Source organism: Chitinimonas sp., assembly GCF_036568685.1.
Taxonomy (GTDB): domain Bacteria; phylum Pseudomonadota; class Gammaproteobacteria; order Burkholderiales; family Chitinimonadaceae; genus Chitinimonas.
Genome location: NZ_DATCSC010000125.1, coordinates 21,038 through 33,942, shown reverse-complemented (window position 1 = coordinate 33,942; position 12,905 = coordinate 21,038). Strand labels below are relative to the sequence as shown.

Annotated in this window: 13 protein-coding genes; 8 read left to right on the top strand and 5 right to left on the bottom strand. The window is 62.9% G+C overall.

Features of this window, described 5'->3' with window-relative positions:
- Window positions 1-211 precede the first annotated feature (211 nt).
- Window positions 212-1,522 carry a 3-phosphoshikimate 1-carboxyvinyltransferase gene (gene aroA / locus VIM95_RS17760; protein WP_331988390.1) on the bottom strand — a complete coding sequence of 437 codons (1,311 nt, stop codon included), beginning with the start codon at window positions 1,520-1,522 and terminating at the stop codon, window positions 212-214.
- 173 nt (window positions 1,523-1,695) lie between these two features.
- On the opposite strand from aroA, the gene cmk reads away from it, so the two are divergent.
- The 8 genes from cmk (at window position 1,696) to rfaE1 (ending at window position 9,390) form a co-directional block, all read left to right on the top strand.
- Entirely contained in the window at window positions 1,696-2,361 is a 666-nt protein-coding gene (gene cmk / locus VIM95_RS17755) for a (d)CMP kinase (protein WP_331988388.1), read from the top strand.
- 127 nt (window positions 2,362-2,488) lie between these two features.
- Window positions 2,489-4,192 carry a 30S ribosomal protein S1 gene (gene rpsA, locus VIM95_RS17750; RefSeq protein WP_331988386.1) on the top strand — a complete coding sequence of 568 codons (1,704 nt, stop codon included), beginning with the start codon at window positions 2,489-2,491 and terminating at the stop codon, window positions 4,190-4,192.
- 24 nt (window positions 4,193-4,216) lie between these two features.
- Window positions 4,217-4,504, top strand: a complete 288-nt coding sequence (locus VIM95_RS17745; RefSeq protein ID WP_331988384.1) for an integration host factor subunit beta — start codon at window positions 4,217-4,219, stop codon at window positions 4,502-4,504.
- A 126-nt stretch (window positions 4,505-4,630) separates the two neighbouring features.
- Window positions 4,631-4,945, top strand: a complete 315-nt coding sequence (locus VIM95_RS17740; RefSeq protein WP_331988382.1) for a lipopolysaccharide assembly protein LapA domain-containing protein — start codon at window positions 4,631-4,633, stop codon at window positions 4,943-4,945.
- Window positions 4,946-4,975: 30 nt separating this feature from the next.
- Window positions 4,976-6,139 carry a lipopolysaccharide assembly protein LapB gene (lapB, locus tag VIM95_RS17735; protein ID WP_331988380.1) on the top strand — a complete coding sequence of 388 codons (1,164 nt, stop codon included), beginning with the start codon at window positions 4,976-4,978 and terminating at the stop codon, window positions 6,137-6,139.
- An 83-nt stretch (window positions 6,140-6,222) separates the two neighbouring features.
- The gene (gene pyrF / locus VIM95_RS17730; RefSeq protein ID WP_331988378.1) at window positions 6,223-6,921 is read left to right on the top strand and encodes an orotidine-5'-phosphate decarboxylase; all 699 of its coding nucleotides are present in this window, start codon (window positions 6,223-6,225) and stop codon (window positions 6,919-6,921) included.
- 141 nt (window positions 6,922-7,062) lie between these two features.
- Window positions 7,063-8,376: a UDP-glucose/GDP-mannose dehydrogenase family protein gene (locus VIM95_RS17725; RefSeq protein WP_331988376.1), complete on the top strand. Its 1,314-nt coding sequence runs from the start codon at window positions 7,063-7,065 to the stop codon at window positions 8,374-8,376.
- 75 nt (window positions 8,377-8,451) lie between these two features.
- Entirely contained in the window at window positions 8,452-9,390 is a 939-nt protein-coding gene (gene rfaE1 / locus VIM95_RS17720; RefSeq protein ID WP_331988374.1) for a D-glycero-beta-D-manno-heptose-7-phosphate kinase, read from the top strand.
- A gap of 7 nt (window positions 9,391-9,397) precedes the next feature.
- Here rfaE1 and VIM95_RS17715 read toward each other — a convergent pair whose 3' ends face one another.
- The 4 genes from VIM95_RS17715 to hpnD form a co-directional block, all read right to left on the bottom strand.
- Window positions 9,398-10,120 (bottom strand): substrate-binding periplasmic protein, encoded by a 723-nt coding sequence (locus tag VIM95_RS17715; protein ID WP_331988372.1) that lies wholly within the window; start codon window positions 10,118-10,120, stop codon window positions 9,398-9,400.
- Window positions 10,121-10,217: 97 nt separating this feature from the next.
- A complete protein-coding gene (gene hpnE / locus VIM95_RS17710) occupies window positions 10,218-11,510 on the bottom strand; it encodes a hydroxysqualene dehydroxylase HpnE (protein ID WP_331988370.1) in 1,293 nt (430 codons plus the stop codon).
- Window positions 11,497-11,946: a hypothetical protein gene (locus VIM95_RS17705; protein ID WP_331988368.1), complete on the bottom strand. Its 450-nt coding sequence runs from the start codon at window positions 11,944-11,946 to the stop codon at window positions 11,497-11,499. The genes hpnE and VIM95_RS17705 overlap by 14 nt, the downstream gene beginning before the upstream one ends.
- Window positions 11,947-12,028: 82 nt before the next feature.
- Complete coding sequence (hpnD, locus tag VIM95_RS17700; protein ID WP_331988366.1) at window positions 12,029-12,865, bottom strand: presqualene diphosphate synthase HpnD; 837 nt, start codon at window positions 12,863-12,865, stop codon at window positions 12,029-12,031.
- Window positions 12,866-12,905: the final 40 nt, after the last annotated feature.

Here is a 12,905-nt window from a genome sequence, read left to right as displayed (position 1 = left end):
CTCAGCCGGCCGGCCGGCAAATCCGGCCGGGCCTACTCTGCCGGCGCCGCCAACAAAACCCAGCGCAGCGATTCTGGCTTCCCCGCAAGGAGGAGGCCGTGGTTGTAGGACGCTAAAGCGTCAACAACCACGCTCAGGCGGGCAAGCGCAGGCAGTACAGGTGGTACGGCAAGCTTGCACAACAACGCCAGGAGGGTTTTGTTGGTGGCGCCTAGCGGGCGACGGTGGCGAGGACGTCGAAGTACTCGGGGAAAGTCTTGCCCACGCACTTCGGGTCATTGATGCGGATGGGGGTGCCACCTACAGCTACTAGCGAGAAGCACATGGCCATGCGATGGTCGTCGTAGGTGTCGATCACCGCATTGGGCGTCAGCACGGCAGGCGGTGTGATGCGCAGGTAGTCCGGGCCTTCCTCGACGGTGGCGCCGACTTTGCGCAGCTCGGTGGCCATGGCGCTGAGGCGGTCGGTTTCCTTTACCCGCCAACTGGCAACGTTGCGGATGGTGGTGGTGCCGTCAGCAAACAGCGCCAGTACGGCGATGGTCATGGCCGCATCGGGTATATGGTTTAGGTCGGCGTCGATCGCCTTGAGCTTGCCGCCGCGCGAGGCGACCGGGCCGGTCGCCTCGATCCAGTCTTCACCCAGGGCGATCAAGGCGCCCATCTGGGCCAGGGTGTCGGCAAACTTCACGTCACCCTGGATGGAATCGGCGCCAACGCCTTCAACCCGCACCGGGCCGCCGCCCAGCGCGCCGGCCGCCAGGAAGTAGGAGGCCGAGCTGGCATCGCCCTCCACGTGGATGGCGCCGGGACTGCGGTAGTGCTGACCGGCCGGCAGGTGGAACTCGCTCCAGCCGCGGCGCTCGACCTGCAGGCCGAAGCGGCGCATCAGGTTGAGGGTGATCTCGATATAGGGCTTGGAGATCAGCTCGCCGACCACCTCGATGCGGACGTCCTCGCCGCTCAACGGCAGCGCCATCAGGAGCGCGGTCAGGAACTGGCTGGAAACATCGCCACGCACCTTGGTTCTGAGGCCGGGGTGCTCATTGCGCTGGTTCTGCCAGGGGTGGATGGCCAGCGGGGGGTAGCCCTCGTTACCCAGGTAATCGATCTGGGCGCCCAGGGCGCGTAGCGCATCGACCAGATCGCCTATGGGGCGCTCGTGCATGCGCGCCACGCCAGAGAGCTTGTATTCGCCGCCCATCAGGGCCAGCGCGGCGGTCAGCGGACGGAAGGCGGTGCCGGCGTTGCCGAGGAAGAGGTCGGCGGCTTGCACCGGAAAGCGCCCGCCGGAACCTTGGACCCGATAGTCGCGTTCACCGGTCTGTTCCCAGTGCACGCCTAACGCGGTCAGGGCTTCCAGCATGCGGCGAGTATCGTCCGAATCCAGCAGGCCCTTCACCTCGGTATGACCTTCGCTCAGCGCGGCCAGCAAGAGGGTACGGTTGGAGATACTTTTGGAGCCGGGCAGGCGGACGGTACCGGCGGAGGCAGAGCTAGGGGCGAGGTCGAGGTGTTCCATGGTGGGCGCTAGAATTGTTGCAGTGCGGGGCGAATGGGCCAGTGTAGCCGCAGGCCGTGCGGCAGGGGAAGTTGACGCGCGCGGCAATCGCAGCCGGATGGGTCGACTTTGGGCCCTCATTCGCGCAGAATCCGGCCCGCTCGCGCCCAGGCGCAGATAGATTGGAATTATGTATGAAGACCGTATCCGTGATCGCCATCGATGGCCCCTCGGCCTCTGGCAAGGGCACTGTGGCTGCCCGGGTGGCTGCTGCCTTGGGCTGGCACTACCTTGATTCTGGCGCCCTCTATCGGTTGACCGCACTGGCGGCGCAGCGGCGGACTCTCGCCCTCGACGATGAGGCGGCCATCTGCCAAGTGGCCGCCACGCTGGATGTTTCCTTTCTGGAGGGCATGATCCTTCTGGAGGGCGACGATGCTACCGAGTTGATCCGGGCCGAGGCGGTAGGCGAGGGCGCATCAAGGGTGGCTGTGCTGCCTTCGGTGCGCGAAGCGCTGCTGCAACGCCAGCGCGACTTTGCGCGCCAGCCTGGGCTGGTGGCCGACGGCCGCGATATGGGCTCGGTGGTCTTTCCCAAGGCCCCGCTCAAGGTATTTCTGACCGCCAGCGCGGAGGAGCGCGCCAATCGCCGCTATAAGCAGTTGATTGCAAAAGGGGAATCAGTTAATATTTCGCAGATTTTGCAGGATATCGAGCAGCGCGATGCCCGTGACCGGGCCCGTAGCGTAGCGCCTTTGCAGCAGTTGCCGGACGCCAGATTGCTCGATACCACGCAGCTCACCGTCGATGCCGCCGTCCGGACTGTGCTCGATTGGTGGAAGGAAGTTTCGCCCAGATGACTGGGCAAACTGCGGCGCCGATGCCAGATCGACGTCGCAGCGGTGCCAGACCCGGCGCAATGCCGGGCTGGTGTTTTTAAACTTGACCCCACAGGCAGTACACGTGGGCTATCTGGATAAATCTGAAATGACTACCGCTGTTTCTTCCATGGAAAGTTTTGCCGCCCTCTTCGAGGAAAGCCTGGCGCGCCAAGAGATGCGCTCCGGCGAAGTGATCACCGCTGAGGTGGTTGCTGTCGAAGACAAGGTGGTGATCGTCAACGCCGGCCTGAAGTCCGAGTCGCTGATCGACATCAATGAATTCAAGAACGACCAAGGTGTGGTCGACGTCAAGGTTGGCGACTTCGTGCAAGTTGCCATCGACAGCGTCGAAAACGGCTTTGGCGAAACCAAGCTGTCCCGCGACAAGGCCAAGCGCCTCGCCGCCTGGATTGACCTGGAAGAAGCACTGGAACAGGGCATCATCAAGACTGGCCTGATCTCCGGCAAGGTCAAGGGCGGTCTGACCGTCATGATCAACGGCATCCGCGCCTTCCTGCCCGGTTCGCTGGTCGATATCCGCCCGATCAAGGACACCACTCCTTTCGAAGGCAAGGAAATCGAATTCAAGGTCATCAAGCTCGACCGCAAGCGCAACAACGTCGTTGTGTCGCGTCGCGCCGTGCTCGAAGAGACCATGGGTGAAGAGCGCGAGAAGCTGCTGTCGACCCTGTCCGAAGGCGCAATCGTCAAGGGTATCGTCAAGAACATCACCGACTACGGTGCGTTCGTGGACCTGGGCGGCATCGACGGCCTGCTGCACATCACCGACCTGGCATGGCGTCGCGTGAAGCACCCGTCCGAAGTGCTGACCGTTGGCGACGAAGTGACCGCCAAGGTGCTGAAGTTCGACCAAGAGAAGAACCGCGTCTCCCTGGGCCTCAAGCAGCTCGGCGAAGATCCGTGGGTGGGCCTGGGTCGTCGTTACCCGCAAAACACCCGCCTGTTCGGCAAGGTCACCAACATCACCGACTACGGTGCATTCGTTGAGATCGAACAAGGTATCGAAGGTCTGGTCCACGTGTCCGAAATGGACTGGACCAACAAGAACATCCACCCGACCAAGGTTGTCCAACTGGGCGACGAAGTCGAAGTGATGATTCTGGAGATCGACGAAGACCGTCGTCGTATCAGCCTTGGCATGAAGCAGTGCATGTCCAACCCCTGGGACGATTTCCAAGCCACCTACAAGAAGGGTGACAAGATCAAGGGCGCGATCAAGTCGATCACCGACTTCGGCGTGTTCATTGGTCTGCCTGGCGGCATCGACGGCCTGGTCCATCTGTCGGACCTGTCCTGGAACCTGCCTGGCGAAGAAGCCGTTCGCAACTTCAAGAAGGGCGACGAAGTCGAAGCCATCGTGCTGTCGATCGACGTCGAGCGCGAGCGTATCTCCATGGGCATCAAGCAGCTCGAAGGCGATCCGTTCAACAACTTCGTGTCGACCAACGACAAGGGCGCTATCGTCAAGGGTACCGTCAAGTCGATGGACGCCAAGGGTGCTGTCATTGCCCTGAGCGAAGAAGTCGAAGGCTACCTGCGTGCTACCGAAGTCTCGCGCGACCGCGTCGAGAACATCGCTACCGTGCTGAAGGAAGGCGACGAAGTCGAAGCCATGATCATCAACGTTGATCGCAAGAACCGTTCGATCAACCTGTCGATCAAGGCCAAGGACAGCGCCGATGACTCCAGCGCTATCAGCAAGCTCGCTGCTTCGGAATCGGCTGGCAACGCCGGTACCACCAGCCTGGGCGCTCTGCTGAAGGCCAAGCTCTCGGGCAACCAAGAGTAAGCCGCGATGTCGTCCGGTAGCCCCATGACCAAGTCCGAGCTGATCGCCAAGCTCGCGGAGCGTTATCCGCAGCTCGTGGCGAAGGACGCCGAACTGGCCGTGAAGACGATTCTTGATGCCATGGCGACCAGTCTCGCCAGTGGCCAGCGGATCGAAATTCGGGGGTTCGGCAGCTTTGACCTGAACTACCGCCCGCCGCGTGTGGGGCGCAATCCTAAATCCGGGACGAAAGTCGCGGTGCCGGAGAAGTATGTGCCCCATTTCAAGGCCGGTAAGGAGCTGCGCGAGCGAGTAGACAGCCAGGACGCATGAGCCTGACTGTTTATCGGCTAGCATCAAGTGAAACGCGACGTCGCAAGACGTCGCGTTTTTCTTTGGGTGCTCGGGTTAAAATGCAGCCCTCGTTCATGTCCGCCCAGAGGGCGGCTGGGAGTTCTCGTGCGTTACCTCGCCTGGCTGGTCAAGATCGTCGTCTTCCTGGTGCTGTTCGCCTTTGCGATCAAGAACACCCACCCCGTGTTGCTGCACGGCTTGCTGGCTACCAGCTGGCAGGCGCCGCTGGTGGTCTTCCTGCTGCTTTTCTTTGTGCTCGGTGCCATTGCTGGCGTGCTTACCCTGCTGCTGCCGCTCACACGCCTGCGCCGCGAGCTGCAGGCTGCTCGTCAGCAACTGGCCGAGGCCAGCGCCACCGAGCCGGTCGCTGCCGCCATGCGCCGCATCGAACCGGCACAGCCCCTCGATGCGGTGATCTGAGACTCCCCATAACAATAAGGAAAATACCCTGTGGAATTCGAAGCCTGGTGGCTGATCCTGTTTCCCCTCTGCTTTGGCCTCGGCTGGTTGGCGGCCCGCGTGGATATCCGCCATATCCTGTCCGATTCCAAGCTTCTGCCACGGCAGTACTTCGAAGGGCTGAATCACCTGCTCAACGAACGTACCGACAAGGCGGTCGAGGTTTTCGTCGACCTTGCCCGCAACCATAACGAGACCATCGAACTGCAATTCGCGCTCGGCCACCTGTTCCGTAAAAAAGGCGAGATCGAGCGTGCCGTGCGCATGCACCAGAAGCTGCTCGACCGCCCCGAGCTCAAGCCTTTCGAAAAGCAGACCGCACAGTTCGAGCTGGCGCTGGACTTCATGAAGGCCGGCCTGTTTGATCGTGCCGAGGAACTGTTCGGCAAGCTCGACGACACCGAGTTCGCCCGTTCCGCCCGCCGCCACCTGCTGGATATCTACCAGCAGGAAAAGGAGTGGCACAAGGCCATCGAGACCGCCCAGCAACTGCGCGATACCAGTCATACCTACCAGCACGAAATTGCCGAGTTCTATTGTGAACTGGCGACTGGTGCCATGACCCGCTCGCAACCGCAGGAGGCGCGCCAGTTCCTGCAGCAGGCCTTGGCCGAGCATCGCAAATGCGTGCGCGCCAACCTGCTCCTGGGCGATTTGGCCGCTGCCGAGGGCAATTTCCCTGCCGCCGTCGAGGCCTGGCTCAGGATCGAATCGCAGGATCATCGCTTCCTGCCCTTTGCCGCCCGCAAGCTGCTCGATGCTTACGACAAGCAGGGCAAGCCGGAGGAGGGCACGGCCTTGCTCAAGGGCTTTCTGGCCACCTACCCCGAGCTCGACATGCTGGACGTGGTGGTAGAGCGGCTTGCTGCCACCGAGTCGGAGCAGTCTGCCTACGACTGGTTGCGCGAGGAGCTGCGCCGCAATCCCAATATGGCTGGCCTGCTCAAGCTGCTGGAAGCCCAGGCCAAGGCGGCACCGCCGGAGCGCCAGGCCGAGCTCGATACCATGCTGCGCCTCACGCAGGAGGCCACTCGCGGCCTCTCCATGTATCACTGCGCCTCTTGTGGCTTCAAGGCGCGGCAATATTTCTGGCGCTGCCCTGCCTGCAACGACTGGGAGAGCTTTTTGCCCAGCCGTGGCCAACTGAAGGCTTGATCAGGGGGGCCGCAATGCGGCCCCGATCTTAGCGGCGCCTTCGGGCTGCCAGGCCTGACAAGGCCGAGTAACAAGGAGTCACCATGTCGCACGACCCACGCATCATCGTCCCGCTGGACTTCCCCGACGCCGCCCAGGCCCTGGCCTTTGCCGATCGGGTCAACCCGTCGCTATGCCGGCTCAAGGTTGGCAAGGAGCTGTTCACCGCCGCCGGCCCGCAACTGGTGGAAGCGCTGGTTGCCAAGGGTTACGAGATCTTCCTCGATCTGAAATTCCACGATATTCCCAATACCGTGGCCCAGGCGATCAAGGCCTCGGCCAAGCTGGGTGTGTGGATGGTCAATGTGCACGCTTCGGGTGGGCGCAAGATGATGACCGCAGCTCGCGAGGCGCTGGATGCCCACAGCCATCGCCCGCTCTTGATTGCCGTGACCGTGCTGACCAGCATGGATGGTGCAGACCTGGCCGAGATCGGCCTGCCGGAACCTGCGGTGCAGGTGCCCTTGCTGGCTCGTCTGACCCTGGATTGCGGCCTGGACGGAGTGGTCTGCTCGGCTCAGGAGGCCTCGGTACTGAAAAAGCTCTGCGGTGCCGACTTCAAGCTCGTCACGCCTGGTATCCGCCTCGCCAGCAGTGTGGCTGACGACCAGACTCGCATCATGACTCCAGAGGCTGCCATTGCGGCGGGTTCGGACTATCTGGTGATCGGCCGTCCCATCACCCAGAGTGTTGATCCGCTCGCCACCCTGCAGGCTATCAACACCAGCATTGCCGGCGTCTGACCGCGCTCGCCACACACGCCCCGCCGGCTGCTGAAGCCGGCGGGGCGTTGTCTTATCTGCCACGCCATACTGTCACCTGACTGTCGCCAGACTGAAATCCCGCCTCGCTACGCTTGCGCCAAACGGCTCAGGAGTCAGCGCATGAAGCTCACCATCATCGGTACGGGTTATGTTGGCCTGGTCAGCGGGGCCTGCCTCGCCGAAGTTGGCAACGAGGTGCTGTGCCTCGATCTGGATGCGGCCAAGATCGCGCAGCTCAAGCGTGGCGAGATACCGCTCTACGAGCCGGGCCTGGATGCCATGGTCCAGCGTAATGCTGCGGCCGGGCGCCTGCACTTCACCACCGACGTGGCCGAAGCGGTGGCTTTTGCCACCCTGCAGATGATCGCGGTGGGGACGCCGCCCGAGGAGGATGGTTCGGCCGACCTGCAGCATGTGGTCGCGGCGGCGCGCGCCATCGGCGAGCGGATGGAGGGCTACAAGGTGGTGGTCGACAAGTCCACTGTGCCGGTGGGTACTGCCGACCGCGTCCGGCAGGAGATTGCCGAGGTCCTGCGGGCACGCGGCCGGGACCTGCCTTATGCGGTGGTCTCCAACCCGGAGTTCCTCAAGGAGGGGGCGGCGGTCGAGGATTTCATGCGGCCCGATCGCATCATCATCGGCAGCGACGATGACGAGGCAACCCAGTTGCTGCGGGCCTTGTACCAACCGTTCCAGCGCAACCACGAACGCTTGGTGACCATGGATGTGCGTTCGGCCGAGCTGACCAAGTATGCCGCCAACGCCATGCTGGCCACGCGCATCTCCTTCATGAACGAGCTGGCCAACCTGGCAGAGGCCCTGGGCGCCGATATCGAATTGGTACGCCGTGGCATTGGTGCCGATCCGCGCATTGGCTACCACTTTCTCTACCCGGGCTTGGGCTATGGTGGTTCCTGCTTCCCCAAGGATATCAAGGCGCTGCGCCGTACCGCGGCCGATCATGAGGTACCCATGCAAGTGCTGGCGGCTGTGGAGCAAGCCAACGAGGCCCAGAAGCGGCGCCTGGTGGACAAGCTGGTAGGCCACCTTGGGGCCGATCTGCAGGGCCGCCGTATCGCACTCTGGGGGTTGGCGTTCAAACCCAATACCGACGATATGCGTGAGGCGCCCAGTCTTGCCGTGATCGAAGGGTTGCTGGCGCGTGGCGCCAGCGTAGTGGCCTACGACCCCGCGGCGGCGGCCTCCGCGCGTCGTCTGCTGGGGGATCGTATCCGCTACGCCGTGAGCCCCATGGCAGCGGTGGACGGGGCGGATGCCCTGTTGATCGCGACCGAATGGAAGGAATTTCGCAGCCCGGACTTTGAGGCGATCAAGCGCAGTCTCAAGCAGGCACTGATCATAGACGGCCGCAATCTGTATGATCCGCACTGGATGCGCGAACTTGGTATTACCTATGATGCGATCGGCCGTTGAAACACTCCGGCCGGCTCGCCCTGGGAGCCGGTTCGACAGTGAGAGGCATGAATCTGCAGACAAGGGTTTTACCGCATGAAGTATGAAGATATCCGCCAGGCGCTGGCCCGGACCCGTGTACTGGTGGTGGGTGACGTCATGCTGGACCGTTATTGGTTCGGTGACGTGGAGCGTATCTCTCCCGAGGCACCGGTGCCGGTGGCCAAGATCAGCCGGGTTGAGGAGCGGGCCGGTGGTGCTGCCAATGTAGCGCGCAATATCGCGGCCATTGGTGGTCAGGCCACCTTGCTGTCGGTGGTCGGCAAGGATGAAGCGGGCGATGCCCTGCAGCGCTTGCTGCAAGACCACGGCGTGGCGACCAGCCTGCACCGCGATCCCAGCATCACCACCACGGTCAAGCTGCGCGTGGTGGCGCGGCAGCAACAGCTGATCCGGCTGGACTTCGAATACAGCCCCAGCCATGAAATCCTGACCGCCAAGCTCGACGACTTCCGCGGCGCGCTGGCGGCGCACGACGTGGTCATTCTCTCGGACTATGGCAAGGGTGGCCTGACCCATGTCCGTGCCATGATCGAAGCCGCTCGTGCAGCCGGCAAGCCGGTGCTGGTCGATCCCAAGGGGGACGACTACTCCCGCTACGCTGGTGCGACGCTGTTGACACCCAACCGCGCCGAGCTGCGCCAGGTGACCGGCCGTTGGGCCGACGACGCTGAGCTGGCCAGCAAGGCGCAAGCCCTGCGTACTTCTCTGCAGCTTGATGCGCTGCTGGTGACGCGTTCCGAAGAGGGGATGAGTCTGTTCGAAGCTGCAGGCGTGACCAACGTGCCCACGCTTGCCCAGGAAGTGTTTGATGTCTCTGGTGCGGGCGATACGGTGATCGCGACGCTTGCCGCCATGCTGGCTGCGGGTCAGACCTTGCCCGAGGCCATGCGCTGGTCCAACCGGGCGGCGGGTATCGTGGTTGGTAAGCTGGGTACCGCCGTCGCTACTGCCGAAGAACTATTCGAGGCTTGAGTCGGGCCTATTCCCCATATTTGCGGTCGACGGCAGCCAGGCTGCCATTCTGCTGCAACAGCAGGTAGGCCTGTCGGATGCGTTTGAGCAGCTGTCCGTCCAGAGCCGGATTGCAGGCCAGGTAGAGCTCCATGTTAACCACTGGTATGGCCGGCACCAGCCGGCCGCGCAGGCCAAGCCGCTCGCTCATCGCATTGGCGGTGTGGCGATTGGTAAGCCAGTAGTCCAGCCTGCCTGCCAGCAGGTTCTTGATCGAGATATCGTGGTTGGCGGACATGATCACGTTGTAACCACGCCGGCTCAGATAAATGGCGCTGGCCGAACCGTTATAGCCACCTATCCGCGCCGTCATGGCCCCTTGCAGGCTGCTGGCCACCGGTGGTCGTTCGGCTACGCTAAAGAGTATGCCCTCATTGTGGGCCATGGGCCCGATCCAGCTGAACCAGGCTTCCCGCTCGGTGGTACGCGCCGTCGAATAGACGCAGGCATTGGCCTGACTGCGGGCTGTGCTCAGCGCCCGCGCCCAGGGCATCATCACCACCTGGTACTGGAAGCTTGCCTGCTTGCTGATCAGTGCAATCTTCTCGGTGACGCTGCCACTGATCTGGCCATCGGGCAGTTGAAAGTTGAATGGCGGCAGATCCTCGGTGTAGAGGATCAGATCGGGGCCGGCGGCCTGACAGGTGGGAATCAGTAGCCCTAGCAGGGCAAGGTTTGAAAAACGTGGCATGGCGCGCGTCGCGATCAACGTCATTCCACTATATCTGCACGCCATGGATGGCTCGCCCGGCAAAACCGAACCCAGGCAGTTGAGCCGATGGACGGCGTCATCGGTTCAGCAGGATTTGCGCGGCGGCCACGCCGCTACGAACCGCCCCTTCCAACGTAGCCGGATAGTCGCCGGCAGTGTAGTCGCCTGCCAGTACCAAGGAAGACAGGGAGGTGGCGTTGCCAGGCCGTAGCAAGCCAGGGCGACAATCAAAGGTGGCGCGCTTTTCCGCTACCACCCGTTGCCATAGTGGCGCCGGCAGGGCAGGAAAGCTGCGGGCGACTTCCGCGGCGACCACTTCGGCCAAGCGGCGCTGCTCCCATTGCTGGTGCGGCCCTTCGGCACTGACCACCGCGGCCATCAGGCCATCCTGATTGCATAGCTGGCCTCGATCGAACAACCACTGGGCTGTCGTACCCACCATGCCCTGCATGGGGCGCGGCAAGCGGGTGCCGGCAGGGTAGCGCAGGTAGACCGTGCAGATAGGCTGCCAGTGCCAGTCCGCCAGCGTGGGCAGACTCATGCCATCGGGCAGGGTCAGCATGTTCAGCCGGTGTGGGGGCAGGGCCACCACAATTTGTTCGTAATTCGCCTCGCTACGGTCCAGCTGCCAGCCATGCTTATCCCGGCGCAAATGACGGACCATGGCGCCACATTGCACCTGGCCGCCACGAGCCGAGATATAGCGGCCGGCTGCCTCGGGAAAGACGGCGGACAGGTCGCAACGGGGAATCAGGAAGTCGCTGGCGGCACGGTCTGCAGCCAGGCTGTCGCGTAGTACATTGAGCAGTATCTGGGCTGAGGCGCTGGCTATCGGCGTATTGAGGGCTGCCAGGGTCAAGGGCTCCCACAGGCAGCGCACCAGCTTGGTGGACTGGCGCTGCTGCGCCAGCCAGTCGGCAACGCTGCAATCCTGCTTCAGGCGCCAACCCTGCAAGCGAGCCAGACTCATGGTCCGGATCGCACTGGTCCGCTCGGCCCAGCTCAGCCCCTTGGCACGTAAGAGGCCGAGCAGGGTATGCCACGGGGCCGGCAGGCGAGGGCAGGCCAGCCGCATGGCACGTTCAGGGCCATCGAGCACGTCCAGTTCCAGTGGCAGGCGGACAAAGGCATCCGCCTCTGCCACGCCGGCTTCCTGCATCAGGCCTAGCAAGGTGCCATAGGCACCGATCGCCATATGCTGGCCGTTGTCGAGTGCGAGGCCGTCCACTTCGATACGGCGGGCTCTGCCGCCCAGTACGGGGCCGGCTTCGTATACGTCTACCGGGCAGCCGGCGGTCGACAGGGTCATGGCGGCCGCCATGCCGGCGTAACCGCCGCCGATGACGGCCGTGCGTCTAGATGTCTTCACGGAAAATATCGCGGTACAGGTCTGGGTAGCGCGCCAGTACCTGGCGGGCACGGTCGGGCTTGATGGGATGGATGGTCTGGATGAAATGCAGATTGCCGGCCGGCTCGATCGCCACCAGCTCCAGGATGAAGAACAATCGCCGCTCCGGCATGAAATAGAGCCAGGAAGCCGAGCCCAGGCCGTGCTTGGCGATCTGGTTGCTCATCTCCAGGAGCCGCTTGGAATTGTCGGCGCTGTAGAGAAACAGGTCGGCGGTGCCGTCCTCGCGCTGGTAGGTGCGAGAGACACGGAAGGTCTCCAGCGCCTCGCGGATCTTGCGCCGGCGGATGGCCACCCTATCCGCCTGCCGCATCTCCAGCCAACCGGCCACCAGGATGGCAACGATCACCAGGGCTGCAAAAAACAGGTACCAGGGTGAGAAGGGCAGCTTGTCCATTTACGCGCTCAGAGTCGCATCCAGCATGTCCATCAGTTGGTCGGTGCGGCCCTACGTACAGCCGCCAGGCGGTGTCGTTCGCTCAGGCGAACCACCAGGTCTTCCAGGCCAGCCAGAGCTTGCGCACAGGTGTCAGGCTCAGGCGCTGGTTGAGCACCTTGCCGGCGCCATCCTGTTTGATCTCGTCGAGCGTGGCGCGATAGATCGCCGCCATCACAAGGCCTGCCCGCTGGTTGCGACGATCGGCCTTGGGCAGCACCGCCAGCGCTTCCGCGTAGTAGCCCTCGGCACGTTCGATCTGGAACTGCATCAAGGCCCGGAAGTTATCACTTTCGCGGTAGTTAAGTATGTCCGCTGCCGGCACATTGAAGCGTTGCAGCTCTTCTACCGGCAGGTAGATACGGCCGCGGCGGGCATCCTCTCCCACATCGCGGATGATATTGGTCAGTTGGAACGCGAGGCCCAGACGCTCGGCATACTGGTAGGTACGCTCATCGGTCACGCCGAAGATACGGGCGGACAAGAGGCCCACGACCGAGGCCACCAGATAGCAATAGCGCTGCAGGTCGGCAAAGGCGTTGTAACGGGCCTGGGTCAGGTCCATCTCCATGCCCTCGATGATCTGCAACAGCTGCTCCTGCGGCAGTTGCAAACGCACCACATGGGGCTGCAGGGCGCGAGTCACCGGGTGCTGCGGTGTGCCAGCGTAGAGGTTGCCGACTTCCGAGCGCCACCAGTTGAGGGTAGTACGGGCAACGCCTTCATCGTGGGTTTCGTCCACCACATCGTCCACTTCCCGGCAAAAAGCGTAGAGCGCCGTGATGGCAAGGCGCGTCTGCAGCGGCAGAAAGCGGAAACTGTAATAGAAGCTCGAACCGCTCTGGGCGGCCTTGTCTTCGCAGTATTGATCTGGCGTCACGCGATATCTCGGTTTGTTTCTTTCAGAACGGCGCGATTGT

What these genes read in the sequence shown, in the direction of transcription:
- aroA (WP_331988390.1), bottom strand. Translation starts at nt 1,522, where the DNA reads ATGGAACACCTCGACCTCGCCCCTAGCTCTGCCTCCGCCGGTACCGTC.
- cmk (WP_331988388.1), top strand. Translation starts at nt 1,696, where the DNA reads ATGAAGACCGTATCCGTGATCGCCATCGATGGCCCCTCGGCCTCTGGC.
- rpsA (WP_331988386.1), top strand. Translation starts at nt 2,489, where the DNA reads ATGACTACCGCTGTTTCTTCCATGGAAAGTTTTGCCGCCCTCTTCGAG.
- VIM95_RS17745 (WP_331988384.1), top strand. Translation starts at nt 4,217, where the DNA reads ATGACCAAGTCCGAGCTGATCGCCAAGCTCGCGGAGCGTTATCCGCAG.
- pyrF (WP_331988378.1), top strand. Translation starts at nt 6,223, where the DNA reads ATGTCGCACGACCCACGCATCATCGTCCCGCTGGACTTCCCCGACGCC.
- VIM95_RS17725 (WP_331988376.1), top strand. Translation starts at nt 7,063, where the DNA reads ATGAAGCTCACCATCATCGGTACGGGTTATGTTGGCCTGGTCAGCGGG.
- rfaE1 (WP_331988374.1), top strand. Translation starts at nt 8,452, where the DNA reads ATGAAGTATGAAGATATCCGCCAGGCGCTGGCCCGGACCCGTGTACTG.
- VIM95_RS17715 (WP_331988372.1), bottom strand. Translation starts at nt 10,120, where the DNA reads ATGCCACGTTTTTCAAACCTTGCCCTGCTAGGGCTACTGATTCCCACC.
- VIM95_RS17705 (WP_331988368.1), bottom strand. Translation starts at nt 11,946, where the DNA reads ATGGACAAGCTGCCCTTCTCACCCTGGTACCTGTTTTTTGCAGCCCTG.